Source organism: Leucobacter sp. cx-328 (assembly GCF_014530035.1).
Taxonomy (GTDB): Bacteria; Actinomycetota; Actinomycetes; order Actinomycetales; family Microbacteriaceae; genus Leucobacter.
The window spans coordinates 136,836-159,261 of sequence record NZ_JACVMX010000003.1 but is presented as its reverse complement, the minus strand read 5'-3'; the positions used below and the strand labels follow the sequence as shown (position 1 = coordinate 159,261).

Annotated in this window: 26 protein-coding genes and 2 tRNA genes; 18 read left to right on the top strand and 10 right to left on the bottom strand. The window is 60.6% G+C overall.

What is annotated here, in order from left to right; genetic code table 11:
* The first annotated feature begins 41 nt into the window (after window positions 1-41).
* From ICL81_RS05605 to ICL81_RS05580, 6 genes are all read left to right on the top strand, one after another.
* Window positions 42-251: a hypothetical protein gene (locus tag ICL81_RS05605; RefSeq protein WP_188033952.1), complete on the top strand. Its 210-nt coding sequence runs from the start codon at window positions 42-44 to the stop codon at window positions 249-251.
* Window positions 251-853 carry a nicotinate-nucleotide adenylyltransferase gene (nadD, locus tag ICL81_RS05600; protein WP_353055447.1) on the top strand — a complete coding sequence of 201 codons (603 nt, stop codon included), beginning with the start codon at window positions 251-253 and terminating at the stop codon, window positions 851-853. The genes ICL81_RS05605 and nadD overlap by 1 nt, the downstream gene beginning before the upstream one ends.
* Window positions 850-2,223 carry a hypothetical protein gene (locus ICL81_RS05595; RefSeq protein ID WP_188033951.1) on the top strand — a complete coding sequence of 458 codons (1,374 nt, stop codon included), beginning with the start codon at window positions 850-852 and terminating at the stop codon, window positions 2,221-2,223. The genes nadD and ICL81_RS05595 overlap by 4 nt, the downstream gene beginning before the upstream one ends.
* Before the next feature lie 36 nt (window positions 2,224-2,259).
* On the top strand, window positions 2,260-2,661 hold the full coding sequence (gene rsfS, locus ICL81_RS05590; protein WP_188033950.1) for a ribosome silencing factor: 402 nt from the start codon (window positions 2,260-2,262) through the stop codon (window positions 2,659-2,661).
* A gap of 36 nt (window positions 2,662-2,697) precedes the next feature.
* Window positions 2,698-2,773: transfer RNA gene (locus ICL81_RS05585), tRNA-Ala, on the top strand.
* A gap of 247 nt (window positions 2,774-3,020) precedes the next feature.
* Window positions 3,021-3,410: a hypothetical protein gene (locus ICL81_RS05580; RefSeq protein ID WP_188033949.1), complete on the top strand. Its 390-nt coding sequence runs from the start codon at window positions 3,021-3,023 to the stop codon at window positions 3,408-3,410.
* On the opposite strand, the gene ICL81_RS05575 is transcribed toward ICL81_RS05580, so the two are convergent.
* Window positions 3,366-4,505, bottom strand: coding sequence for a recombinase family protein (locus ICL81_RS05575; protein WP_188033948.1), 1,140 nt, complete (start codon window positions 4,503-4,505; stop codon window positions 3,366-3,368). The genes ICL81_RS05580 and ICL81_RS05575 overlap by 45 nt on opposite strands.
* A gap of 488 nt (window positions 4,506-4,993) precedes the next feature.
* On the opposite strand from ICL81_RS05575, the gene ICL81_RS05570 reads away from it, so the two are divergent.
* Together ICL81_RS05570 and ICL81_RS05565 are read left to right on the top strand one after the other, a co-directional pair.
* Window positions 4,994-6,241, top strand: coding sequence for a prepilin-type N-terminal cleavage/methylation domain-containing protein (locus ICL81_RS05570; protein WP_255498826.1), 1,248 nt, complete (start codon window positions 4,994-4,996; stop codon window positions 6,239-6,241).
* Between the two features lie 36 nt (window positions 6,242-6,277).
* Window positions 6,278-6,523, top strand: coding sequence for a hypothetical protein (locus ICL81_RS05565; RefSeq protein ID WP_188033946.1), 246 nt, complete (start codon window positions 6,278-6,280; stop codon window positions 6,521-6,523).
* Between the two features lie 33 nt (window positions 6,524-6,556).
* Here the strand turns inward: ICL81_RS05565 and ICL81_RS05560 are convergent, their stop codons facing one another.
* The gene (locus tag ICL81_RS05560) at window positions 6,557-7,036 is read right to left on the bottom strand and encodes a hypothetical protein (protein ID WP_188033945.1); all 480 of its coding nucleotides are present in this window, start codon (window positions 7,034-7,036) and stop codon (window positions 6,557-6,559) included.
* A gap of 35 nt (window positions 7,037-7,071) precedes the next feature.
* Between ICL81_RS05560 and ICL81_RS05555 the strand changes: the two genes are divergently transcribed.
* The 3 genes from ICL81_RS05555 to ICL81_RS05545 all read left to right on the top strand — a co-directional run bounded on the left by ICL81_RS05555 (window position 7,072) and on the right by ICL81_RS05545 (window position 8,742).
* Window positions 7,072-7,575 carry an O-acetyl-ADP-ribose deacetylase gene (locus tag ICL81_RS05555; protein WP_188033944.1) on the top strand — a complete coding sequence of 168 codons (504 nt, stop codon included), beginning with the start codon at window positions 7,072-7,074 and terminating at the stop codon, window positions 7,573-7,575.
* Window positions 7,576-7,838: 263 nt separating this feature from the next.
* Window positions 7,839-8,345, top strand: a complete 507-nt coding sequence (locus tag ICL81_RS05550) for a DUF4395 domain-containing protein (RefSeq protein ID WP_353055429.1) — start codon at window positions 7,839-7,841, stop codon at window positions 8,343-8,345.
* Complete coding sequence (locus ICL81_RS05545; protein WP_251381825.1) at window positions 8,335-8,742, top strand: rhodanese-like domain-containing protein; 408 nt, start codon at window positions 8,335-8,337, stop codon at window positions 8,740-8,742. Before ICL81_RS05550 ends, ICL81_RS05545 begins: the two co-directional genes overlap by 11 nt.
* Window positions 8,743-8,818: 76 nt before the next feature.
* On the opposite strand, the gene ICL81_RS05540 is transcribed toward ICL81_RS05545, so the two are convergent.
* The 4 genes from ICL81_RS05540 to ICL81_RS05525 all read right to left on the bottom strand — a co-directional run bounded on the left by ICL81_RS05540 (window position 8,819) and on the right by ICL81_RS05525 (window position 13,648).
* On the bottom strand, window positions 8,819-10,768 hold the full coding sequence (locus ICL81_RS05540) for a cyanophycinase (RefSeq protein WP_188033942.1): 1,950 nt from the start codon (window positions 10,766-10,768) through the stop codon (window positions 8,819-8,821).
* 168 nt (window positions 10,769-10,936) lie between these two features.
* The gene (locus ICL81_RS05535) at window positions 10,937-11,707 is read right to left on the bottom strand and encodes an amino acid ABC transporter ATP-binding protein (RefSeq protein ID WP_285895411.1); all 771 of its coding nucleotides are present in this window, start codon (window positions 11,705-11,707) and stop codon (window positions 10,937-10,939) included.
* Window positions 11,704-12,636: an amino acid ABC transporter permease gene (locus ICL81_RS05530; RefSeq protein WP_188034144.1), complete on the bottom strand. Its 933-nt coding sequence runs from the start codon at window positions 12,634-12,636 to the stop codon at window positions 11,704-11,706. Before ICL81_RS05530 ends, ICL81_RS05535 begins: the two co-directional genes overlap by 4 nt.
* Before the next feature lie 61 nt (window positions 12,637-12,697).
* Window positions 12,698-13,648, bottom strand: coding sequence for an ABC transporter substrate-binding protein (locus tag ICL81_RS05525; RefSeq protein WP_188033941.1), 951 nt, complete (start codon window positions 13,646-13,648; stop codon window positions 12,698-12,700).
* Between the two features lie 128 nt (window positions 13,649-13,776).
* On the opposite strand from ICL81_RS05525, the gene ICL81_RS05520 reads away from it, so the two are divergent.
* From ICL81_RS05520 to ICL81_RS05510, 3 genes are read left to right on the top strand one after another with little or no spacing between them, the layout of a single operon-like run.
* On the top strand, window positions 13,777-14,307 hold the full coding sequence (locus tag ICL81_RS05520; RefSeq protein ID WP_188033940.1) for a hypothetical protein: 531 nt from the start codon (window positions 13,777-13,779) through the stop codon (window positions 14,305-14,307).
* Between the two features lie 32 nt (window positions 14,308-14,339).
* A complete protein-coding gene (locus ICL81_RS05515) occupies window positions 14,340-14,777 on the top strand; it encodes a CrcB family protein (protein ID WP_188033939.1) in 438 nt (145 codons plus the stop codon).
* Window positions 14,770-15,144 carry a CrcB family protein gene (locus ICL81_RS05510; RefSeq protein ID WP_188033938.1) on the top strand — a complete coding sequence of 125 codons (375 nt, stop codon included), beginning with the start codon at window positions 14,770-14,772 and terminating at the stop codon, window positions 15,142-15,144. Before ICL81_RS05515 ends, ICL81_RS05510 begins: the two co-directional genes overlap by 8 nt.
* Here the strand turns inward: ICL81_RS05510 and pdxY are convergent.
* Window positions 15,141-15,992, bottom strand: a complete 852-nt coding sequence (gene pdxY, locus ICL81_RS05505; RefSeq protein WP_188033937.1) for a pyridoxal kinase PdxY — start codon at window positions 15,990-15,992, stop codon at window positions 15,141-15,143. The genes ICL81_RS05510 and pdxY overlap by 4 nt on opposite strands.
* 61 nt (window positions 15,993-16,053) lie before the next feature.
* Window positions 16,054-17,397: an FAD-binding oxidoreductase gene (locus tag ICL81_RS05500; RefSeq protein WP_353055428.1), complete on the bottom strand. Its 1,344-nt coding sequence runs from the start codon at window positions 17,395-17,397 to the stop codon at window positions 16,054-16,056.
* A gap of 86 nt (window positions 17,398-17,483) precedes the next feature.
* On the opposite strand from ICL81_RS05500, the gene gluQRS reads away from it, so the two are divergent.
* Window positions 17,484-18,440 carry a tRNA glutamyl-Q(34) synthetase GluQRS gene (gene gluQRS / locus ICL81_RS05495; protein WP_188033935.1) on the top strand — a complete coding sequence of 319 codons (957 nt, stop codon included), beginning with the start codon at window positions 17,484-17,486 and terminating at the stop codon, window positions 18,438-18,440.
* Here gluQRS and ICL81_RS05490 read toward each other — a convergent pair.
* Both ICL81_RS05490 and ICL81_RS05485 read right to left on the bottom strand, forming a co-directional pair.
* Window positions 18,418-18,759 (bottom strand): GerW family sporulation protein, encoded by a 342-nt coding sequence (locus ICL81_RS05490; protein ID WP_188033934.1) that lies wholly within the window; start codon window positions 18,757-18,759, stop codon window positions 18,418-18,420. The two genes, gluQRS and ICL81_RS05490, sit on opposite strands and share 23 nt — an antisense overlap.
* Before the next feature lie 60 nt (window positions 18,760-18,819).
* Window positions 18,820-19,641 (bottom strand): SGNH/GDSL hydrolase family protein, encoded by an 822-nt coding sequence (locus ICL81_RS05485; protein ID WP_188033933.1) that lies wholly within the window; start codon window positions 19,639-19,641, stop codon window positions 18,820-18,822.
* An 82-nt stretch (window positions 19,642-19,723) separates the two neighbouring features.
* On the opposite strand from ICL81_RS05485, the gene ICL81_RS05480 reads away from it, so the two are divergent.
* From ICL81_RS05480 to ICL81_RS05470, 3 genes are all read left to right on the top strand, one after another.
* The gene (locus ICL81_RS05480) at window positions 19,724-21,532 is read left to right on the top strand and encodes a DEAD/DEAH box helicase (protein WP_188033932.1); all 1,809 of its coding nucleotides are present in this window, start codon (window positions 19,724-19,726) and stop codon (window positions 21,530-21,532) included.
* A gap of 77 nt (window positions 21,533-21,609) precedes the next feature.
* The gene (gene ybaK / locus ICL81_RS05475) at window positions 21,610-22,107 is read left to right on the top strand and encodes a Cys-tRNA(Pro) deacylase (protein ID WP_188033931.1); all 498 of its coding nucleotides are present in this window, start codon (window positions 21,610-21,612) and stop codon (window positions 22,105-22,107) included.
* A 146-nt stretch (window positions 22,108-22,253) separates the two neighbouring features.
* Window positions 22,254-22,338, top strand: a tRNA-Leu gene (locus ICL81_RS05470).
* Window positions 22,339-22,426 lie beyond the last annotated feature (88 nt).

Sequence of the window (22,426 nt, the reverse complement as noted above, 5' to 3'; positions counted from 1 at the left end):
TTTGAACATCTGTTTCTTGAGTTTCCACACAAGGGGTTTTCATGTCACTTGCAGCAACCGTTCTCGCAGCCTCTGAGGGCGCGCACATCGTGAACGAACTGCCGATTCCGGCGGTTGCTTACGGCGTTATCGTCGGGGCTCTCTTTGCCGTTATGGGTCTCGTTGTTTTCTCCTTCCGTGACGTTGCAAACCGTCACTCGGAGAAGGCAGAGGCATACGCACGTGAGCACGGCGGCGAGTCGCAGCACTAATCGTGGTGAACCGACGCAGGGTCGGGGTGATGGGCGGCACGTTCGATCCCATTCACCACGGCCACCTCGTCGCAGCCAGTGAGGTGGCACAGAGTTTTGACCTCGATGAGGTCATCTTCGTGCCGACTGGTCGGCCGTGGCAAAAGAGTAACGTTTCCGAGGGGGAGCACCGTTATTTGATGACGGTAATTGCGACCGCCTCGAATCCGCGCTTTAAGGTGAGCCGAGTTGATATTGATCGACTCGGCCCCACCTACACGGTCGACACGCTCGCGGACCTCCGTGAGCAAATGCCCGATGCAGAACTCTTCTTCATCACGGGTGCCGACGCTATCAAGCAGATCGTCGGTTGGAAAGACGTAGACCGCCTTTGGGGCCTCTCGCATTTTATTGCGGTGACTCGCCCCGGCCATGAACTTGAACTGTCTGGGCTCTCCCATGAAAACGTAAGTACTCTGGAGATTCCGGCGCTTGCGATCTCATCGACGGATTGTCGAGAGCGTGTTGGACGAGGATTTCCCGTGTGGTACCTCGTGCCAGACGGCGTCGTGCAGTACATTGCAAAGCATGGGCTATACGCCGAGGGAGCATTGGAATCATGAGTGAGCAGGAACGACCGCTAACGCGTCGCGAGCTGCGTGCCCGCGAAGAGGCGGAGCGCGCACAGAATAGTGCCGCAAGTGAACAGCCGGTAGAGCCGGCCGAGGAGACCACTGAGGAGCCGGCGCCGATCACGGCATCGATTCCAGAGGTTGTCCTCGAAAAAATAGATATTTCGCCAGTCCATGAGGACGGCACGCCGCGTTCGCGTCGCGAGATGCGACAGCTTCGAGAAGAGGCTGTTGCTGCATTGCAGGAAGAAGTTGCTACCGAGAACTTCGCTGCAGAGGTACTTGTACCTGCAGTGGAGGCGGTAGAAGCTGTCGAATCTGGCGACGCTGAGCCCGAGGCAGAGATTGTGGCTCCTGGAGCTGCAGATCTTTTCGCCGAGGAACCGGCGATTGATGATAACGCGTTCCCTGAGACCGCGCCGTACACCTTTGCGGAGCTGAAGCAAGCTGAAGAGCCTACTGCTGAGACTCCTGAGGTGGCTGAAAATGCAGCTTCGGTTGAAGATGCAGACTCGGCTGACGGTGCTGAGGAGTCAGACGAGAACGAGCAAGATACGAAGTCCAAGCGTGGCTTCGGCTCCCTGTGGCGTCGCGGCAAGAAGTCTGACGAGACCGCGGTAGAGACCGACGCTGATACTGATGCAGCGGCCGAAGCAGAAGCTGACGTCCCCGATACTCAGGTCACAGACGACGTCGAGGAGCAGATCGAAGCAGCGGAAGCTATTGAAGAGCTTCCCGTTACCGCCGTCGCTCCTGTGCTTGGCGAAGAGGTGAGTGGAGACGAGTCGTCTGCATCGGATGATGCGCCTGCGTACACGTTCCCTGACATTCGTCCGCCTGAGGAGTGGCACCCCGTCATCGACGACCCCGCATCGCGCGTGGGTGGGAATTCGTCGGCACAGGGCGATTTCGAGTCGTTGATTTCACGTGCTGTTGCGCAGGAAGGTGCTGCGAGTCCGAGTAACACTTCCGCACTTATCCTTCCCTCGCATCCCGAGGACACCGACTCGCTGACTGGCCCATTGGGTATGACTGGTGAACTTTTTGTCACCGGCGCAATTCATCTTCCAAAGTCGCTCGGTGAAACCGGCACTCATGCATCACTGCAGCACTCCGCTGAGTACGATCCGTTTGTCGCCGAGGTAGTCGAAGATTCGCTCAACGCAACGGCAGACCACGGTGTCGCTCCGGTTTCCGCGCGTGCTGCTGTGAGTGCGCAGACCGTTCGCGAGGCGCCTGTCGTTGCCGCTCCGACACGTGAGAAGAGCAAGCTCCCGATGGTCCTTGCGCTCTCGGGTGGCGGACTGGTCGTAGTCGTTGGCGGTATTATTGTTTGGGCCGTAAACAGCGGCGCATTCTGATTCCATCAGAAACACTTCTTCGAAAGGGTCACCGTAGTGGAGACGCAGCCGCTTGAGTCCATCATTGAGACCGCGGTCCTCGCCGCCGACGCGAAGGGCGCAACCGATCAGGTTGCCTTGAACGTAGCCGAACAGTTCGGTTACGCTGACGCGTTCCTGATTGTGAGTGGCTCGGTCGAGCGCAACGTTCAGGCTATCTCTGACAACATCGAGGACGAACTGAATAGGTCTGGCATTCGCACGGTTCGCCGTGAGGGCCGCTCGGGTGGACGTTGGGTTCTGCTTGACTTTGGCGATTTGCTCGTTCACGTGTTCCATCACGAGGACCGCGAGTTTTACCAGCTCGAGCGCCTCTGGGGAGATTGCCCGAGCATTGAGGTCAACGACACGCTCGAGCGTGCGCGATTGGCTCACGAGGCTCGTCTCGAGGTAGAGTAAGAGAGTCGTCGGGCGAGTATTCGTCCGACTTCACTTGGGTCTATGGCGCAGTTGGTAGCGCACCTGCATGGCATGCAGGGGGTCAGGGGTTCGAATCCCCTTAGATCCACCATCAAGCTCTTATTAGAACCTTTGACCAGGTTAATAACCACCTCGTCACCGGTATCACTCGCAAGCTCACCCTTCTGGGTGGGCTTGTTTGTCTTCTCGACGTACTCACGTGCGGCAGTCCGGATGCTGCCAGAAGTCAGGAACATAAACTCCGGCGTGTAGTCGGCCTCGACCGCCCAGTCGCCGCCTTCTCCGTCAAAGACGACCCGGATTCCCTCAAAGAGCAGCTGGTTGAGGAGCCGCCGGATGTGCTCCGGTGCCCGGCGGTACTTCTGGAACATGTCTTCGCAGAGGTCAAGCGCCAGGGAGAGTATCTGCTCACCCTTGTCAGCACTGGCCTGGTGGCCTGCCAGTTCCCGCTTGACCTTGGTCAGTTCGGTGTCGAGCTTCTTCTGTTCGCGGCTGAGCAGGTCTACCGGGATGGCGTCGTTGTAATGTGCCTCAAGCAGCTTCTGCTGTTTGCGCTCCAGTTGCAGCTTCGTCTTTTCCAGCTGTTTCCGTTCGTCGTGCTCGGAGCGTCGCATCTCCCTGAGGGATGCTCGCAACAAGGCTTCCATCTGGAGCCGGAGGAGCGGGTCGAGCGAGATGCGCCGTTACAGATCCGCAATGAGGTCTTCCAGGTGCGGGATCTGGATTGACCGGAAGTTGCAGTTGGTGCGTTTGTTGTGCCGTCCGCCACAGGAGTAGTACTCATACACCTCACCGTTACCACCAGAACGGCTGTGTTGCACAATGAGGCGCGACCCGCAACCGCCGCAGACGACACTGGATTTCAGGTAGTGGTCGTGTTTGCGGGAACGCTCCCCGGTCAGGCGTGACCCCAAGATGGTCTGCACTTTGGCAAAGGTCTCGCTGTCCACCAGGGGCTCGTGGCTGCCGGGGTACGTTGCCCCCTTAAACGGCACTACGCCGGTGTAGAACGGATTGGTGAGCATATGGTGCACCTGCCGGATCCCCATGGGCTTCTCCGGGAGTTTCGGGGTTGGCACGGTGGTGAGGCCGCGCCGGTTGAGTTCGTCAACCAGGGTGGCAATCGTCCAGCCGTCCTCGGCGTAGGCGGAGAAGGCCCACCGGACATGCTCTGCTCGCTGCTCGTCAACCGCGACGGTGCGAGTCTCAGTGCTACCCTCCAGTGTGCGGATGTTGCGGTAGCCAATTGGAGCACGGCTGACGTGGCCTCCGGCTTTGACTTTCTCGGTCATGCCCTTGAGTACTTCGTTGGCGAGGTTGCGGGAGTAGAACTCGGCAATGCTGGACATAATGCCGTGCAGCAGCATGCCGCCCGGAGTTTGGTCAATGTTCTCGCTGGTGGAAACGAGCCGGATGCCGAGCTCGTCAAAGCGAGCATTGAGGGTGACATCGTCGGCCCGGTTGCGTGCCAGACGATCCACCTTGTGCACAATGACGTAGTCAATGCTGCCGGGTTCTTCTTCCAGGTAGCGCAGCATGGCCTGGAGAGCTGGGCGGTTGGTGGAGGTGCCAGAAACGCCGCGTTCCACGAACTCCTTGACGACCATGGCTCCCATGGCGGTGGCCTTCTTCTTGTTGGCATCTCGCTGGGCCGGGATAGAGAAGCCTTCTTCTCTGCCACCACGTTCTGCTTGCTCGCGAGTGGAGACCCGGAGGTACGAGACAGCACGCTTTGGCGTAAAGGATTCTGTGAACGCCGCGAACGGGTCGGTCACGGGCGGCGCAGCAACTGCTGGGCCTGGGGTGTACTGAGACAGAGTCATGACACCATTGACGCTTCTTTTGACGAAAGAGTCCAGTGCATTCTTTGGCGGCACGGCGAGGGCTGTCCACTGCTCCCTCGAAGAACACAAAATGTACTCAGAGCGCAGTACCAACGAGTGCCGCCCAGCGGCGACTGTGCAAGCCTCTACAGCAAACTACGAACGCTCGAAAGCCGATGCCCAAGCTCCTATCTCGGCAGCATGCCCGTCCAGGCGCGCCTCTCGGCCTCGTGGTTGGCCCGGGAGGGGCTTCCGATGCATAGCAAGGAGTCACAGCCACCTTCTGCGGGAACACTGGCGGGTTCCCGCCGCAAGGGGTGGAACCCCGGGGAGAGCGGAATGTCTACGGAGATGTCTTGAGGTGGAGCCAATGCAGACGCTCGATTGCCGCGTAGGGCCTTGCGTCTACTGACCTCTGTTTCGCTTGACCGATTCCCTCGAATCCCGCACAATGAGGCGCAGAAAATACATAAGCAGGATCCCCATGCATGAGAGGAACATCCCCACAGGCACACTACGCCAATGAATCACCAACCAGGCAACTCCGAGCAGCAGGGCACGGCTTCAGCCTCGGCCAACAGCCCCTGCAAGGCCTCTCTCACCTTCGCCAGGGCTCTTCTCGTCGTGGTTTCACCATCGTGGAACTGCTCATCGTGGTGGTGGTCATTGCGATCCTCGCTGCCATTACGCTCGTTGCCTACAACGGCATTACCGCCAACGCCAAGGAGTCTGCCCTCAAGGCAGACCTCAACACCACTGCCAAGAAGGTCGGTATAACTCAAGCAGAAACTGGCTCCTACCCAAGCTCAGAGCCAGCTGGCCTTCCTGACTCTATTCAGTACTCTCAAACCAGCTCAGGCCAAGGTTTCTGCGCCACTGCCTCCAAGGACGGCAAGGCCTTCCATATTACGGAGAGTGGCACCATCCAGAGCGGTGCTTGTTCCGGTCACACCATTGCTGGCGGCGGAGGTGGAGGCGGTACTGAAATCGCCGCCAACTCACCAATCCAAAACGTCACCTCAGCTCAGTGCCAAGCTTTGCCAACATTCACGGGGAGTAACAACGACGCTGTCCGTACCGTCACTGACAACCGCGGTGGCACAACAAGAACATACGAAATAGCCAAACTCGCTGACGGTAAGTGCTGGATGCTGACCAACCTCAAGCTCGGCTCGACCAGTAGCTCCATTACCCTCACCCCAGCCGACAGCAATGTGGCGAGCAACTTTACGTTGCCACAGCTCACAACCGGCGGTAACGCAGAATACGACCTCCCACGTGCCTACGGCCCCGTCGATAACGACCCAGGCAACTATGGCTATCTCTACAACTTCGCAGCAGCAACTGCCGGAGAAACGCTAGCCTCCCTCACCACCGGCAACGCTCAGCATTCCATCTGTCCAGCGAATTGGGGGCTGCCGAGTGGCGGTGGAGGTTCAGGTAACGACTTTGGAGATCTCGACATTGCCTTTGGCGGTACTGGCAACTACGCAGGGGGCGGCGAAGCCAACATAGCCAAGTGGCAACCCTCCGGCCCGTTTAGAGGGTCGTTCTCGGGCGGCTGGGTTGACGGCTTCGACGGCCAGGGCGTCGCGGGTTACTTGTGGTCGGCTTCTGCCGACCCGGCCTATCCAGGCACCGCCTTCAGCGCGGGCTTCGATCCGAGTTACGTCGACCCCGGTGATGGCTACAGCGGTCGCGGCGACGGTATCGGGGTTCGCTGTCTCTTAAATTAAGCCTGATGGGGTTGCCGTGACCCCTCAAGGGGCGCGGTGACCCCGACAGGGTTGGTGTCTGGTGCGACCACAAAGCCGCTGGGCGATGATGTCAGTCGGGGACGCCCTGAATTCTTTTCATTCCCTGAGCATCTGCCGCAGATGCCGAATGGACGCAAGGAGTTTAATCACTACGCCCCGGACTTTGTCTACAAATACGTCAAGGTGTCGGGCATGACGATCGCGGACCTGAAAGAAGCAGCAGTAGCGATTCATGCGGAACTAGAAGAACTGCGCGACTGAGTCGCAGATCCCCACCCTCCGCCGTTAGCTGCCCTACAGATACCCAGGCCGTGGTCGTAGCGTCACACCCTGCTTCTTGAGGTGTGAGCCAACAGTGCCCGGGGAGAGACTGTATCGCATGCCGATGGCGGCCAGTGATTCGCCGTTGGTGTAGTGCTGGATCATCTGGCGAACCGTTGCAGCGTCAGGTGTGGAGCTGCGGATGGTGACACCGTTTCGCTTCAGGACACCGCTGATGGTGTTTCTACGCCAGCCAAGACGTTCTGCGATAGTGACAGTCGATTCTCCGGCAGTGTAGGCAGCGATGATCTCCTGGGTGGCTTTCTTGGAGATGAAGCGCTGCTGACGGGTTTTACGCTGATTGTCGCCAGTAGAAGTGGCCCCACCGGGGTTATCTGAGGGTTCTGAGGCAAAGTATGCAGTGAGGCGTTCTAATTGTTTTGCATAGCAGGAAAACAGTGCCACCAAGAAAGGCTCCGATCGATTGATCGGAGCCTTTTGGTTTTTCGGCACCTTGAATTGTCAGTGGGTAACTCTAGGGTGAGTGGATGACGACTGTTACCGCAGTTCTGGGGAGCATCACTGAACAGCACGTTGATGCGATTGTCAATGCAGCGAACTACCGAATGCGTGGTGGTGGAGGAGTTGACGGCGCTATCCACCGGGCTGGAGGGCGTTCGATTCTGGAAGAGTGCATTGCTCGCTTCCCGGACGGGCTCGCGACGGGTGATGCTGGGTTTACGACCGCCGGTGATCTTCCGGCGAAGTGGGTTATTCACACCCCGGGGCCCAATTATGGCCGCGGGCAGAATGACCCTGAACTGCTGGCGTCCTGCTATCGCCGCTCGATGGAAGTGGCGAGCGAACTGGGGGCGCAAAGCGTGGCGTTCCCGCTCCTCAGCTCCGGAATCTATCGCTGGCCTATTGAAGATGCCATCAAGATTGCGGTGCACACGCTTTCGCAAGTGAAGTCAGACGTGAGTGAAGTACGTTTGGTGACGATTGATGCAGCTGTCCATGTGCTCCTGCAATCGGCGCTTGTGGCTGCATAGGCCACGCGCTGTATGCTGATCGCGCTGGGTGGTGAGGTGGCCGCATTTCGGGCGGCTCCTCAAGCACGTTGCCCCCCCTGTTGCCAAATACCCCTGGGGGTATAGTAAGGTGATGGTGTTGGCGCTCTCACGCCTGCAAATCTTGCACACCAGACGTAAGGTCAGTTATGACTCATTCGCACCGCGATATCTCGCTCAGCTTGGACCCTGTACAGCAGGGTGCTCTCCGGGTTGGTACGTGGGTTCCTGGCTACAAAATTCCCGTGATCAATGAGCGTGTAGCCCGGGCTGGTGCTGGGCTATTGTTTCTGCCTGGCCTGGTGCTGTACGTTGTCGCCACAACTACAGGCTCAGCGGACCCGTTGAAGCCTTTCGGGGCGTTGTTCATTATTGACATGTTCATTCGTGTGACGGCGGGCGAGAAATGGGCACCCTCCCTTGTGCTTGGTGCACTGTTTGTTCGGCGACAAACCCCAGAGTGGGTTGGCGCTCCGCAGAAGCTCTTTGCGTGGTGGATGGGATATGGGATGGGCGTTGTCGCCTGCGCGGCCACGGGGCTTTTTCAAGCTCCGCTGTGGGTCACACTCGTGTTGTGTGGCCTTTGCCTGAGCTTCCTGTTTCTTGAAGTCGCGTTTGGTATTTGCGTGGGATGTAAGCTGCAGGCGCTTTTTTCGAGACGCCCACCGATGTACTGCGCGGGCGGCACCTGCGCAGCGCCTGCTTCCGGCACTCACATTTCCCCGATCGAAAGGACGACCGATGTTTCGTAAGATGCTCACCACGCTCACCTTCCCACTCGCCGCCATTGCTCTTGCTGTTGGGCTCACCGGGTGCGCTCCAGCCGCAGGTGATGTCGCAGCACCAAATTCCAGTGCACAGACCATCGAGGTGCCGGCTGACGCAGTGATACTTGATGTGCGTACCCCTCAGGAGTTTGCGAGCGGGCACCTCACCGGTGCAACGGTGCTTGACTTCAACGCGGGCGAAGTGGCTGCGCAAGCGGCATCACTCGATCCGGAGCAGGAGTATTACGTGTACTGCCGCTCTGGGAGCCGCTCAAGCCAGGCCGTCAAGCTCCTGCAAGCGGCAGGCATTGAGCAGGTGACAGATCTTGGTAGTCTCGACGCAGCCGCCGTTCTCACTGGAATCCCGGTGATCGCCGAGTAGGGAAGTGCGTACACACGTTAGGGGGCTGGGTTCCACACCGAAATGTAGAACCCAGCCCCCTAACGTTGCAGCAGACTTATCGCTGTACGCGAGCGCGACGACCGAAGAGCGTCGCAGCTGCGCCAGCGACTACGAGTGCGAGGCCCGCGACGCCGAAGGCCATGCCAGCGGTTGCATGAGAGCCGGTATTTGCGAGTGCGCCATTCTTGGCGATGGTGCCTGATCCGCCCGTCGCGACGCCGCCGGTACCGGCATTCGGGTCAGGCTTGGTCCCGGGTTCAACCGGAGCGACGGGATTCGCGGGGACTCCAGTTACGGTGAATACCTCACTCGAAGCGATGGTTGCGTCGATACCGAGGGGAACACCGTCGAGCGTGCTCGGGGTAGCGCTCACGCTCGGTACGAATTCCTGAGCGCCAAGCTTCGCGCTGATGGGTGCGGTGACAGTGACAGACTCGCCGGGGAGCAGTACTGGTGCGACGGCCCGAGCGGAAGCCGCAGCCGCGCCGTTGGCGGCGATGTTGATGAAGCCCGTGCCACCGGTGTTCGTGATGGTGAACTTCAGGGCGGTCTCCTTGCCAGCGATGACCTTATCCAGATTGGACGCTGCTGAAAGTTCGAACGAAGCCTGGTTCGCGATCGTCATTTCCAGACCGGTGAAGCTGCCTTCAGTGGTCCACTGAGTGTTCGCGGTGCGGTTGAAGGTGGTGACAAACCGGGGCTTGCCATCGCCTGCGTCGCAGGTAGTGCCAGAGAGCGTCGACTCGGTCGACGGGAGGAGCGTCTCAATAACGTTCGTGGTGCCGAAGATGCCGTCATTGCAGTCGGCCGAACCCCAGATGTCTTCCTGCGACCATCCTGCAGGGATCGTCTCCGTGCCGGGACCGGTTTTGATCTCGCCGGGCAGGGTGATCTCGCGGGTCGCGAAGTCAATGGTTGAGCCGTCCTGGAAGTACGAGTAGCGAACGCCGGTCACGTTTTGACCGTCCGATGACGCATTGCTCACGTCGAGCATGGTCGCCCCGAGCGCACCGATGACGCGGCCCTGACGGGTCGCGCGATCGACGATGAGCGCGGTCTTTTCCTCGACGCCGAATGCCAGCTCGTGACCACGATCAAGCGCGAGGCGGATCACACGGGGCTGGCGATCGCGACGTGCGAAGTGAGAGTCCATCGTGCCCTCATCGAAGAAGCCAAAACCACCCGACGGGACATAGGTGAGCGGATCGCCGATCACGGGGTCATCGCCGGTAAACCAGCCTGGGCGAGGGCCTTCTGACCACGACTGGTAAAGAGATCCGCCAGAAATCATGTCCTTGCCCTGCTGAATCGCAAGGCCGGCGCTCGTACCGCCGGTGACCCCGCCGCTATCGACAACGGAGCGAATTGCCGTCATCGCAACGGTATCGGTGCAGCTCGTGTAGGCATGGATCGCTTCGGCTTCGGCACTCGGCCCGGTGCAGTCCATGAACGCACGAACATAATTGGTCTGGTCGCCGCCGCCGAAGAAGACGCCGTCAGCCTTCGCGATCTCGTTTGCAACAGCTTGGTCGCGCGCGTTATCGGCGCTGTACGGGTCGCCGTCGTAGTCGAGGCCAGGGTTCACGTCAACCGGTATCGGGTAGACATCAGCGCCATAGTCTGCGAACCACTGCTTGTAGTACGCCATGCCGTTGATGGATGCGTTGTCTTCATCCTCGTCTGCTGCCTCGATGGCGTTTGCTGCGGGCGTGGACGCCGCAGTTGAAACAGCGATGAGTGGCTTCTTGCCTGGGCCTGCGTGCTCCTGCGCGAGTCGTACGATCTCTGTCATGATCGCTTCCGTGTTACCGGAGTCATCACTCGGGCTGATTGCGCCGCCAATCATGACGACGGTGCCTTTCTTGCCGGTGTCGACGGACGCCGGGGTGGCTGGAGCGGTATCGTTCGCAAGCGCAGTGGCTGCGCCGAAGGCCAGGCTGCTTGCCGCGAGTGACGCAACCACAGCCGTGACGCCGAGAGTGCGTCGGATTTTGAGGTGATCCACGTGATTCTTCCATTCTCTTCATTGAGTTTGGCCGCGCGCGGGCATGCCGCGGCTCAGCCTTGGCCAAGAGACCAGGGACAGTTGGTGGCGAATTGTCGCGAATGTGCGACCCAAGCGAGTGGGGCAGCGCGCGAGTGGAACGTGCCGCTGGTCGCATAGGCCTCAGGTCTAGTGCACCGCGGCCAAGAACGCTTTGGTGCGCTCGTGTTGTGGGTTTCCGAGTACGTCGGCTGCGGGTCCCTGCTCCACGATCTGGCCGCCGTGCATGAAGACCACGCGATCTGCGACCTCACGTGCGAAGCCCATTTCGTGGGTGACGACGATCATCGTCATGCCCGAGGCTGCAAGGTCACGCATGACCTTGAGCACTTCACCGACGAGCTCGGGGTCGAGAGCGCTGGTCGGCTCATCAAAGAGCATGAGCTTGGGATCCATGCAAAGTGCTCGCGCGATCGCGACGCGCTGTTGCTGCCCACCAGAGAGTTGGCGCGGGTATGCCTTGGCCTTGTCTGCAAGGCCAACCTGTTCGAGGAGTGCCAATGCGCGAGGTTTGATCTCAGCTGTGCGCTTGCGCAGCACTGTCTTCGGGGCCAACATGATGTTCTCCAGAACGGTCATGTGACCAAAGAGGTTGAACTGTTGGAAGACCATGCCAGTCTGGGTGCGGTCCTTGCAGATCTCGCTGTAGTTCTTTTCATGCAGCGTCTTGTTGCGGAGCTCGTAGCCAACGACGTTGTCGTCAACCCAAATGCGGCCGCCATCGAGCTTCTCGAGATGGTTGATGCAGCGCAGAAGCGTGCTCTTGCCCGACCCCGATGCGCCGATGAGGCAGACGACCTCTCCTCGGCCGACCTCGAGGTCGACGCCCTTGAGTACCTGGAGGGAACCGAAGTGCTTGTGCACGTTTGCAGCGCGCACCATGAGATCTGGGTTGGTCATGACTTGAGACCCTTCGGGTTGCTTTCGGGTGCGTGGACGCGCATAGCGTTACGGATTCGCTGGGTCCAGCTGACCTGGACGGTACGGGTTGCCCCGCGGGAATACCGGTTTTCGAGCCATGCTTGGCCGAGTGTAAATACGGTGGTCATGATGATGTACCAAATGCTCGCGACGATGAGCATTGGGATGACCTGGAAGTTCTTGGTGTAGATCACCTGGGTGGTGTACAGCAGCTCGGAAACGGCGAGCACACTGACGAGTGAGGTCTGCTTGAGCATGCCGATGGTCTCGTTGCCTGTCGGCGGGATGATGACACGCATGGCCTGGGGGAGCACGACTTTGATCATGGTCTGCAGGCGGTTGAGACCAAGTGCGCCCGAGGCTTCGGACTGACCCTGATCAACCGAGAGAATGCCGGCACGAACGATCTCGGACATGTAGGCGGCCTCATTAAGACCGAGGCCGAGGATCGCCGCCATGAGTGGCGTGACGATCTGGTTGGCATCGAGGTGTATGCCAGGAATGCCAAACGTGATGTCCGGGTAGAGCGCGGCGAGGTTGTACCAGAGGAGCAGCTGCACGAGGACCGGAGTGCCTCGGAAGAAGAATACGTAGAGGCCAGCTGCCCCCCTGATAACCGGATTGACCGAAAGTCGCATGACCGCGAGCACAATGCCGAGCAGGACGCCGACAACCATGCACACAATCGTGAGGAACAGGGTGAGCTTGATGCCTTCCGCGATGGACACATCGCGGAAGTATAGGCCGATGACATCCCAGCGGAACCGGGGGTTCGTAATCGCCGAGTACACCAGCATCCCGATCAAGAACAGGATGATGCCGCCAGAGATCCACCGCCAGGGGTGCTTCTTCTGGGCAATCGGGTAGTCCTCTGTGGGAGGAGCTTTGGATATAGTTGTTGCGTTCATCGGATCCACCAATGTACTCATCGTGATCTTGTACCTCTGTGCTTACGATCGAGCGGGGAAATTACGAAACGGGAACTTCGTCAGGGGTGACGTAGTTGCTTTCGTTGATGCCCCACTTTGCGAATGCCTCGGTGTATGCGTCGGTGGTGACGAGCTCCTGCATTGCTGCGGTGATAGCGGGGGTGAGATCCGAGCCCTTGGGGAGCACGAGGCCGGTGGGCTTCGATGCGTAGTCGCCACCCTCTGCGAGGTCGAATGCGCCGGTGATCTTTGCCTGGTAGCCAAGACCGGTCGCACCCGAAACAACTCCGGCAACGCGGCCAGAGGACAGTGCGGTGATCGCCTTGTCTGTGCCGGGGAAGAGCTTGATGTCGATGGCTTCCTTGCCTGCGTCGGTGCAAGTGGTACTGAACTCGGGGAGCATCTCCATGCCCTGGGTGGTGCCCTTCTCTGCACCGATGGTCTTACCGCACAGTGACAGCGGATCCATCGACAGCTTGTCGGGGTTGCCGGTCGGCACCGCGACGCCACTGCCTGACTGGTGGTAGATCACGAAGTCAGCGTTTGCCTTGCGCTCATCAGTGACCGAGAACGCCGACATGGCCATGTCATACTTTCCCGAGCTCAGGCCGGGAATGATCGCGTCGAAGCCGGCGGGGACAAACTCAATCTTGAGGTCGAGTAGCTGTCCGAGCGAGGTTGCGAGATCTGCGTCCAGGCCGACAACGGTCTTGTTGTCGTCTGCGTAGACCTCGAAGGGCGCGTACGTAGGGTCGGTCGCAACGCGCAGCACGCCTGCCTCGGCAATGTTTGCCGGGAGGAGCTTCACCAGCTCGGGGTTTGCGGTGAGCGCGGTGATCTGCTCGGTGGGAAGTCCAGAACCGGTCGACTGCTCAGCGGTTTCACCTTCAGTGCCGGCCGACTGCTCAGCTGCGTTGGTGCAACCGGTCAGCGAGATGGCGAAAGCGATACCTGCTGCTGCGATGAGCGGGGTAAACGACTTCAGTTTCATTGAGAGCTCCTTTGCTCCTTAGATGGTGTGAAATGATCATTTCATGTGGGTGTCTTAATTGCAATAAGAGAAATAGATATTTCTACCTCGTTGAACACCCAGCGTTCCCGGGTAGAATTTTTCGCATTATGCCTACGACATCTGGAACCGCACCCCGTCTTTCGCGCGGTAAGGCTGTCGCCGCCGTCGCGTTTTCGGGGCTGCTGCTCGGCTCTGCCGCGCTTGCGCCAGTAACGCATGCGGACGCATCGGCTCCCTCAGAATTTGACCTCACTGCGGGGAGCCAGGTCCAGGCATTCGTCGTCGCCGAGGGGCCCGAGAAGATGCTCGATCTGCGCATTCCCTCGGTGAAAGACGTTGAATCTGCAGCGCAGCCGAACGGGGCGCTGTATACGCTCGAGCAGTTCCTGTTCAGTGGCGTCGTGAACTGGGGTGGCTATCGCTTCACTTACTACAGCCAGCAGGTGTTGCCGGGTGAAGGTCTTGAAGTGCCGGGTCGACATGTGAACGCTGGCGGGTACGTAGCAGATGCCGACGGGTATATCGTGCTTGCCGGTGACGCGGCGAAGGGAACGGTCGTTGATACGCCGTTCGGTTTCAAGGGCAAGATCTACGATCGCGGCACCTTCGGCAACCATCTCGACGTCTACATTCGGTAGGACTCAGTAGACCCGGCACATAGAATTGGGCTATGAAACAGGCCCTGCCGCTGCGGGAAATCGCACTTGTTGCGCTCGGTGGTGCGCTTGGCGCTGTGGCACGCTATGCGCTCTCGCTCGTGATTCCAGCGAGTGACGGAATCCCCGTCGCGACGCTCACGGCAAACCTCGCGGGCGCGTTCTTGCTCGGCCTTATGACCTTCTGGCTGGGCGCGCGCGGTACAGACGTTGGCGGCCGCCGGAACGCGCGCCTCTTCCTCGGCACTGGTGTGCTCGGCGGGTTCACCACCTACAGCCTGCTCGCCGTTGAGCTGGGCGAGTTCGTCCTCGCGCAGAACTGGACCCTCGCCGCGATCTACGCCAGCACGACCCTCGTCGGTGGCGCGCTCGCTAGCCTGCTCGGAATGATTGCCGGTGACGCGATTGGCCGCGGCCAGCCCGAGGCTGAGATTGGGGCGGATCATGCCTAGTGCACTCCTCGCCTTCGGCAGTGTCGCCCTTGGCGGCGGCATCGGTGCGGTGCTTCGCCATGTTGTTGACACGCTTGTGCAGGGACGGATCCGCGCCCACTATCCAGTGGGTATCACGATCGTGAACCTCACTGGGTCGTTCTTGCTCGGATTGCTCGTGGGTCTCGCGTCGTCGGCGCCACTGATGCTCCTGTTGGGAACTGGTGTGCTCGGCGGCTACACGACCTTCAGTACCGCGAGTCTCAACACGGTACACCTCATTCGCGAGCGCCGATATGGTGCGGCGCTCGCGAACGGTGTTGGCATGATGGTTGCAGCCGTCGCGTGTGCGATCGCGGGGATCGTTCTCGGCCGCGCGGGTATTTAGCGGATCTGTTCCACCGCGAACTGCATGCTCGGGTTCGCATATGCCTCCTGCGACTCGATGAGCTGCAGTTCGCGCTCACCCGAGTTGAGGGTGTTCTCCAGCAAGGTGTAAACGCTAGAAGCGGTGCGCGCGAGCGCATCTGCAGCGTCGCCGGTGCGTGCAAAGTGTGCGGTGAAGAGCGCTGCGGTGACGTCGCCAGAGCCGTTTGCCTTGAAGGGCAGGCGGGGGGTCGTGATCATCCAGGCGCCCTCACCGGTTGCCGCGATCATCGAGATCGAATCGGCCGCCTGCTCAGGGTAGGTGACGCTGGTGACGAGTACATACTTGGGGCCAATGGCCATTGCAGCATCGATCGATGCGAGGGTCGACTCAAGCGTGTCAGGCGAAGTGCCAGTCAGGAAGCCGAGCTCGAACTGATTCGGCGTGATGAGATCGGCGTGGGGGACGACGCGATCACGAATGAGCGCCTGCACTTCTGGCGCAACGTGGCATCCCGAAACGGCGTTGCCCAGTACGGGATCGCACGCGTAGATCGCCTCGGGGCTGTGCTTCTTGACGCGGGTAACGGCGTCGAGAATTGCGTCGCCGATATCGTCGCCGCCCTGGTAGCCCGAAAGGACCGCAGAAACTCCCGCGAGGCCGCCACGATCTTCGATTCCCGCGACGATGTCGCGCACGTTGTCGCCGGTAAGCATCGGGCCGCCCCATGAGCCGTACCCGGTGTGATTCGAGAAGCACACGGTCGAAACGGGCATGACCTCAACGCCGATGCGCTGCAGGGGGAAGACCGCTGCCGAATTGCCAACGTGACCGTACGAGACGGCGGACTGAATTGAGAGCATTCGCATGGCTCGATTTTCCCACCGGGTCTCAGCGTGGACCACTGCGCGTGCGTTCCGGTGAACCAATTTAGATGCCGCGGCCAGGCGTCAGAATATTGCGCGGATCGAGCGCACCCTTGATGGCGAACTGCACGTCTCGGGCGACCTCGTCGAGCTGCCACGACACCTCGTGCTGCTTCACCGACCCGATGCCGTGCTCGCCCGTGATGGTGCCGTGGAACGACAGGGCGAGGCGCGTGATGTCGTCAATGAGCGCATCTGCGGCGGCGATGCCAGCTGGGGTGTCGGGGGACTCCACCGTACAGTGCAGATTGCCGTCACCAGCGTGCGCGACGCTCGACACCCGAATTCCATGTGCTGCGGCGAGCGCTTCGACACCGCGGAACATCTCTGCGAGGGAGGAGACGGGGACGCCGACGTCGCAGGAGATTTTCAGGCCGCGTGCGTTGAGCGCTGGGTTGGAGAGGCGTCGCGCCTCGATGAGGGCGTCCGTTGCGGCGATTCCTGCATCGACGGCGCCTGAGGCCTTGGCGATTGTGCAAATGAGTTCTGCGGCCGCGAGGGCGTCAGAGCCTGCGGTCTGGCCGACGAGGAGCGCGCCTTTGGGGACGCGGATCCCGGTGGGGTTGAAAGACTCAATGATTTCGACGCTGAACGCATCCATGAGTTCAAGCACCTCTGGGCCGGCGGTACTGTTCACAATGGCTACGACGGCATCGCCAGCCTCGCCGACGGAGTCGAAGTCTGCCCAGAACGTGACAGGTACACCCTCTGGCAGTGGCTTCAGGCGCACGGTTGCTTCCGTGACGATGCCGAGTGTGCCTTCGGAGCCAGTGAACAGACTCGTGAGGTCATAGCCGACGACGTTCTTTCGGGTGCGTGCGCCGGTCTGCATAATGCGTCCGTCCGCAAGTACAACTGTGAGGCCCGCGATCCAGTCACTCGTGACGCCATGAGCGACGCAGCGCAGGCCGCCGGCGTTGGTGGCGATGTTGCCGCCGATGGTGCTGATTCGGGAGCTCGCGGGGTCGGGCGGGAAGAACAGTCCGTGCTCGGAACACGCTGAGGTGAGATCCGCATTAATCACCCCGGCTTCAACCACTGCAATGCGGTTAGCCGGATCGATCTCAATGATCTGCGTCATCCGCTCGAGCGAGATAATGAGTCCGCCATCGTACGCCACTGCGCCACCGGTGAGACCGGTACCAGTGCCGCGCACACTGACGGGAACCGCGTGCGCGTTCGCCCATGCGAGCGCGGTCGAGACGTCTGCGGTTGACTCCGCGAACACGACGCCGAGGGGAGTCCCGGTAAATGCGGCACGTGAGGAATCCAGCGCGTGTGTGATGATGGCCTCGCCCTCGGTCACGAATCGATTGCCGAGTGCAGTGTGCAGTGCCTGTGGATCCACTATTTCCCCCTCATTGGTTGCTTGCAGCCTATCGACGCAGGGCGCACCGCACTCGCTGCGACGCGGTGCCGTGAGAAACTGGGAACATGACGATGAGCGATGCCCTCCGTGGTGCTGGTAGATACGCCCCGAGCCCATCTGGCGATCTGCACCTCGGAAATCTCCGCACGGCGCTCCTCGCGTGGCTCTTCGCCCGCTCGACCGGGCGTGCGTTTGTCATGCGCATCGAAGATCTTGACCGGGCCCGTGATGCTGGAACGGGGGAGCAGCAGCTCGCCGACCTCGCGAGTCTGGGCATCGAGTGGGACGGTCCTGCCGTGTTGCAGACCGACAGGGGCGCGGATCACGCCGCCGCGATCGCCAAGCTACAGGCGCTCGGCCTGGTGTACGAGTGCACCTGCACACGTAAGGACATTCTCTCGGCGCCAAGCGCGCCACACGCCCCGCCTGGCGCGTACCCCGGTACCTGTCGCGATCGGTCGGATGCGGAACGATCCGTGGCACGCGCTGCGATCGCTCCCAGGTTCCCGGCACTTCGACTGCGCGCCCCGGAGGGGATGACCTCGCTGAGCTTTACCGACGTCATGCTGGGCGATGTTCGGGGTGACATCGACGATTTCGTGCTCGTGCGCGGGGACGGTACTGTCGCCTACAACCTCGCTGTTGTCGTTGATGACGCCGCAATGGGGGTCGATCAGGTGGTGCGCGGATCAGACCTCGCGCCCTCGACGCCTCGCCAGATTCTGTTGCAACAGCTTCTGGGCTTGCCGACGCCGCCGGCGGTGGAGTACGCCCACGTGCCACTCGTGCTCGGGCCGACCGGACAACGCCTTGCAAAGCGCGACGGTGCGGTAACGCTGCCGCAGTTGCGCGAGCAGGGAATTACCGATGGCCAGGTACTCGGTGCACTCGCAGTCTCACTCGATTTGGCAAACGAAAAGGAGCAGGTCACCACTGACCTGCTCCTTGAACGCTTTGATCCGCAGACGCTGCCGCGGGAGGCCTGGACTTGGCCCGGAGTTACTTCTTCAACGCGCGAATAACGCGAGCGAGCGCGCGACCTGCAACCCAGACGAACGGAACACCGATCGTGAGGAGCGCGATGATGTTCGGCTCGAAACGGGTGTAACCGTCGCGGGTCACGTAGGCACCGACGGGAATCGATGATCCGCCGCCGCCACCGCCCGAGCCTTCACCCTTGGTATCAGTGTCGCCTGCATCGCCCTCAGCTGCGCCGAAGCCGTAAGAGACGCACGCGACCGGAATGATCGTCGTGCCGTCAACATCAATGGGATCGCCGTATGCTGCGCTCACGCCATTTTTGGTGACGGCGTCTGCGAGCTGCTTCGTGAGGTTCGTCATGTCTTCAACCTACCGCGCACCCGCAGGAAATGCACCGAAAATTCTCGGCGCGCCCGCGTCTCACGCCTGCGGTGGTTGGGGAGCCAACGGAATGCCAGGCTCGGGACGCTTAGCGACGATGTTGTCGCCGGAAGAAACATGTTTCAGCCGGCGAATGACCCAGGGCACCAGGTGCTCCTTTGCCCACACCACGTCATCCTTGCGCGCCGCACGCCAGCTGCGTTCGGGAAGCGCCGGGGGAGTGAGCGGTTCAAGGTCGTTCGGCACATTCAGTGCGGCAAGCGTCGCGCGCGCGATCGTGTGATGTCCGAGCGCGTTCATGTGCAGGCGGTCACCAGCCCAGTATCGGCTATCTTGCAGTTCCTCAATTGCCCACTGATCAACAACAATCGCATCTTGTCGCTGGGCAACCTTGCGCACGTTCTCGTTGAAGATGGCGACCTTGCCGCGGATCGATCGGAATACCGGCTGGAACGAAACATCAACACCCGTGAACACGATGACCGTTGCGCCGCCCGACTTGAGTTTGGCAATGAGGCGCTCAAGCTTCTCAGCAACTTCGTCAGGATCGGTGCCGGGGCGGATAACGTCATTGCCGCCAGCGCACACACTGATCAAATCTGGACGCAGCTCGAGCGCCTGCTCTAGCTGCTCATCCATGATCTGCTGAATCAGCTTTCCGCGCACCGCGAGGTTCGCGTAGGCGAGCTCCGGATTCTTCTCGTGGAGCACCTCGGCAAAGCGATCCGCCCATCCCCGCAACCCGCCCGGGCTATCGGGGCTTGGATCGCCAACTCCCTCGGTGAAAGAATCGCCGACTGCAACATACCGAGTCCACGGCAGAGCGGTGTTATCGCGGTGCTGTTCAGCTGGGTGTTCCATATCTGACGTCTCCTTCAAAACTCCAGGCCTGCTGAGAAACGCGGCAGTCAGTGTCGGGGGTTCACCGGTAGTCTATTGGGCTGTGACCGATCAGCAGGAAGCATTTCACCTTCCGGGAACAAGTGCCGCAGAGCACCTGCCCCCGGCGTACCCAGAGCGTGCAGCTCACGGTACGGCGGGAACGCTTCGTGCCTGGCAGGAGGAAGCGATTAACCGCTACCTCGAAACAGGTCCCCAAGACTTCCTCGCGTCGGCAACGCCGGGCGCAGGTAAAACGACATTCGCGCTTCGCTTGGCTGCGATTCTACGAGCGAACCGCACAGTCACCCAGATTATCGTGGTTGCTCCGACAGAACACCTGAAAACGCAGTGGGCAGATGCTGCCGCGCGTGCCGGTATTCGTCTCAACCCTGATTATTCGAACAACGACGGTCTTGGCTATGGCCGTCATTATCACGGTGTTGCAGTGACCTACGCTCAGGTCGCAATGAAGCCAATCCAGCACAAACTCCTCACAGAGAACGCAGACACGCTCGTCATTCTCGATGAGGTGCATCACGGTGGCGATGCGTTGAGTTGGGGTGACGCGATCCGCGAGGCATATGGCACCGCGCGCCGCAGGCTCTCGCTCACCGGTACGCCGTTCCGTTCCGACGAGGCACGGATCCCGTTCGTTCAGTACGCGCCGCAGCCCGACGGTACGACGATTTCACTCACTGACTACGATTACGGCTACGGACGCGCACTCGCTGACGGCATTGTCCGCCCAGTCGTGTTCATGGTCTATGCGGGCAAGATGCGCTGGCAGACCTCGGCGGGTGAAGAGATGGAAGCGCGCCTGGGCGAAGGCAATGCCAAGGACGTTACCAACCAGGCATGGCGAACCGCGCTTGATCCGGCCGGTGACTGGATGGCCAAGGTCTTGAACGCGGCGGATCGGCGTCTCACCGAGGTGCGGCAGCAGGTTCCAGACGCAGGCGGCCTAGTCATTGCGACTGACCATGCCTCAGCAAAGGCGTACGCGGCAATGCTGCGTGAGATCTCGAAACAGCCGGTCGCGCTGATTCTGTCGGACGACCCTGAGGCGAGCTCCCGCATCGACGACTACTCCAAGGGAGATTCGCGCTGGATGGTCGCGGTCCGCATGGTGTCTGAGGGTGTCGACGTTCCTCGGCTCGCCGTGGGCGTCTATGCGACGAGCTCATCGACACCGCTGTTCTTTGCGCAGGCAATTGGGCGCTTCGTGCGATCGCGCCGTCGAGGCGAAATTGCGTCAGTCTTTATTCCGAACGTGCCTCCTCTGATGCGCCTCGCGGCGGAACTCGAGAAGGAACGCAATCACGTACTCGAGGGGCCAAAGAGTGCGGAAGAGATGTGGGATGCGGAAGCCGCACTCATGTCGGAGGCGGAGCGTGAGGACAAAGCGTCTTCTGAACTCATCGATGATGGCTTCAAATACGAGGCGCTTGCGTCTGACGCGCACTTTGATCGTGCGGTGTTCGACGGCAAAGAGTTCGGCGGCTATGCCGAGGTCGAGACCGAGGAAGAGCTTGAGTTTCTTGGGTTCCCTGGACTACTCGAGCCGCAGGAAGTGCAAGCACTGCTGCAACAACGGCAATCGCGCCAGGCGAAGCGCAGCGCTGTTCGCCAGGGGTTGCACGAGCACGCGCCAGAGAAGGCTGAGGCCCCTGAAGCGCTGCACCGTACATTGGGGGAGCAGCGCAAGCTCTTGAGCAGCCTGGTGGGTATGTACGCTCGCGTAACGGGTGAGCCCCACAAAGACATTCACAATGAGCTTCGTCGCATTTGTGGCGGGCCGACGGTTGGTCAGGCGTCGGTGACTCAGATTCAGAAGCGCATCGAGCTGTTGCGGCGACGATTGCGGCCGTAGGCGACTGATCCACTGAGAACACGGCGTCCACGGCATTGGTTGCGGAGCGGCCGCTGAGTGCGCGCTACGGTAGTGCCATGGCAAAGAAGACTGGCGGCTCCACCCCTGCGACCCTCGCGCTCACTCGTGCCGGCGTCACGTTCGCGGCGCGCGAATACGTGCACGACCCTGCCGTGACCGATTTTGGTGCTGAGGCGGCCTCTGCGCTCGGTATTGAGGAAGCCCGCGTGTTCAAGACGCTGCTCGTTGAAGTCGATGGGCGCGACCTCGTCGTCGGAATCGTGCCCGTTTCTGGTCTCCTTGACCTTAAAGCAATCGCCGCGGCCATTGGTGGCAAGAAGGCGGTCATGGCCGACCCGAAGGTCGCCGAACGCAAAACCGGTTATGTCGTCGGTGGCATCAGCCCGCTGGGCCAGCGAACCAAGCTTCCCACCGTGCTCGACGAGTCGGCACGCTCGCATGCCACCGTGTTGGTCTCTGGTGGAAAGCGCGGATTCGATGTTGAACTCGCCGCCAACGATCTCGCAGCGGTCACTGGCGCGATTTTTGCAGCAATTGGGCGATCTGGGTCGTGAGCGCGGATCGGTGCCTTGCGGCCGTTTTCGCTCAAAATTCGCTTGTTTTCGGGGCGACGCGCGCGAGAGTGCAAGCGAATTAGTGGCGCGGGCGAGATTCCGTGTAAGTTATTACTTGTTCAGCCGATGACGGTGTGAAACGGTTCGCGCGGGTGGCGGAATGGCAGACGCGCTAGCTTGAGGTGCTAGTGTCCGTATTAGGACGTGGGGGTTCAAGTCCCCCTCCGCGCACGAACATAAAGAAGCGGTGAGATCGTAAGATCTCACCGCTTCTTTGTTTTCTGGGTTCTTAGGCATGTCTCGCGTGGCTCTCTCGAGA

Excerpts from the sequence above, each read along its gene's own strand:
- ICL81_RS05605 (WP_188033952.1), top strand. The coding sequence starts at position 42 with ATGTCACTTGCAGCAACCGTTCTCGCAGCCTCTGAGGGCGCGCACATC.
- ICL81_RS05595 (WP_188033951.1), top strand. The coding sequence starts at position 850 with ATGAGTGAGCAGGAACGACCGCTAACGCGTCGCGAGCTGCGTGCCCGC.
- ICL81_RS05575 (WP_188033948.1), bottom strand. The coding sequence starts at position 4,505 with ATGACTCTGTCTCAGTACACCCCAGGCCCAGCAGTTGCTGCGCCGCCC.
- ICL81_RS05570 (WP_255498826.1), top strand. The coding sequence starts at position 4,994 with ATGAGAGGAACATCCCCACAGGCACACTACGCCAATGAATCACCAACC.
- ICL81_RS05555 (WP_188033944.1), top strand. The coding sequence starts at position 7,072 with ATGACGACTGTTACCGCAGTTCTGGGGAGCATCACTGAACAGCACGTT.
- ICL81_RS05545 (WP_251381825.1), top strand. The coding sequence starts at position 8,335 with ATGTTTCGTAAGATGCTCACCACGCTCACCTTCCCACTCGCCGCCATT.
- ICL81_RS05535 (WP_285895411.1), bottom strand. The coding sequence starts at position 11,707 with ATGACCAACCCAGATCTCATGGTGCGCGCTGCAAACGTGCACAAGCAC.
- ICL81_RS05530 (WP_188034144.1), bottom strand. The coding sequence starts at position 12,636 with ATGAACGCAACAACTATATCCAAAGCTCCTCCCACAGAGGACTACCCG.
- ICL81_RS05525 (WP_188033941.1), bottom strand. The coding sequence starts at position 13,648 with ATGAAACTGAAGTCGTTTACCCCGCTCATCGCAGCAGCAGGTATCGCT.
- ICL81_RS05520 (WP_188033940.1), top strand. The coding sequence starts at position 13,777 with ATGCCTACGACATCTGGAACCGCACCCCGTCTTTCGCGCGGTAAGGCT.
- ICL81_RS05515 (WP_188033939.1), top strand. The coding sequence starts at position 14,340 with ATGAAACAGGCCCTGCCGCTGCGGGAAATCGCACTTGTTGCGCTCGGT.
- ICL81_RS05510 (WP_188033938.1), top strand. The coding sequence starts at position 14,770 with ATGCCTAGTGCACTCCTCGCCTTCGGCAGTGTCGCCCTTGGCGGCGGC.
- pdxY (WP_188033937.1), bottom strand. The coding sequence starts at position 15,992 with ATGCGAATGCTCTCAATTCAGTCCGCCGTCTCGTACGGTCACGTTGGC.
- gluQRS (WP_188033935.1), top strand. The coding sequence starts at position 17,484 with ATGACGATGAGCGATGCCCTCCGTGGTGCTGGTAGATACGCCCCGAGC.
- ICL81_RS05490 (WP_188033934.1), bottom strand. The coding sequence starts at position 18,759 with ATGACGAACCTCACGAAGCAGCTCGCAGACGCCGTCACCAAAAATGGC.
- ICL81_RS05485 (WP_188033933.1), bottom strand. The coding sequence starts at position 19,641 with ATGGAACACCCAGCTGAACAGCACCGCGATAACACCGCTCTGCCGTGG.
- ybaK (WP_188033931.1), top strand. The coding sequence starts at position 21,610 with ATGGCAAAGAAGACTGGCGGCTCCACCCCTGCGACCCTCGCGCTCACT.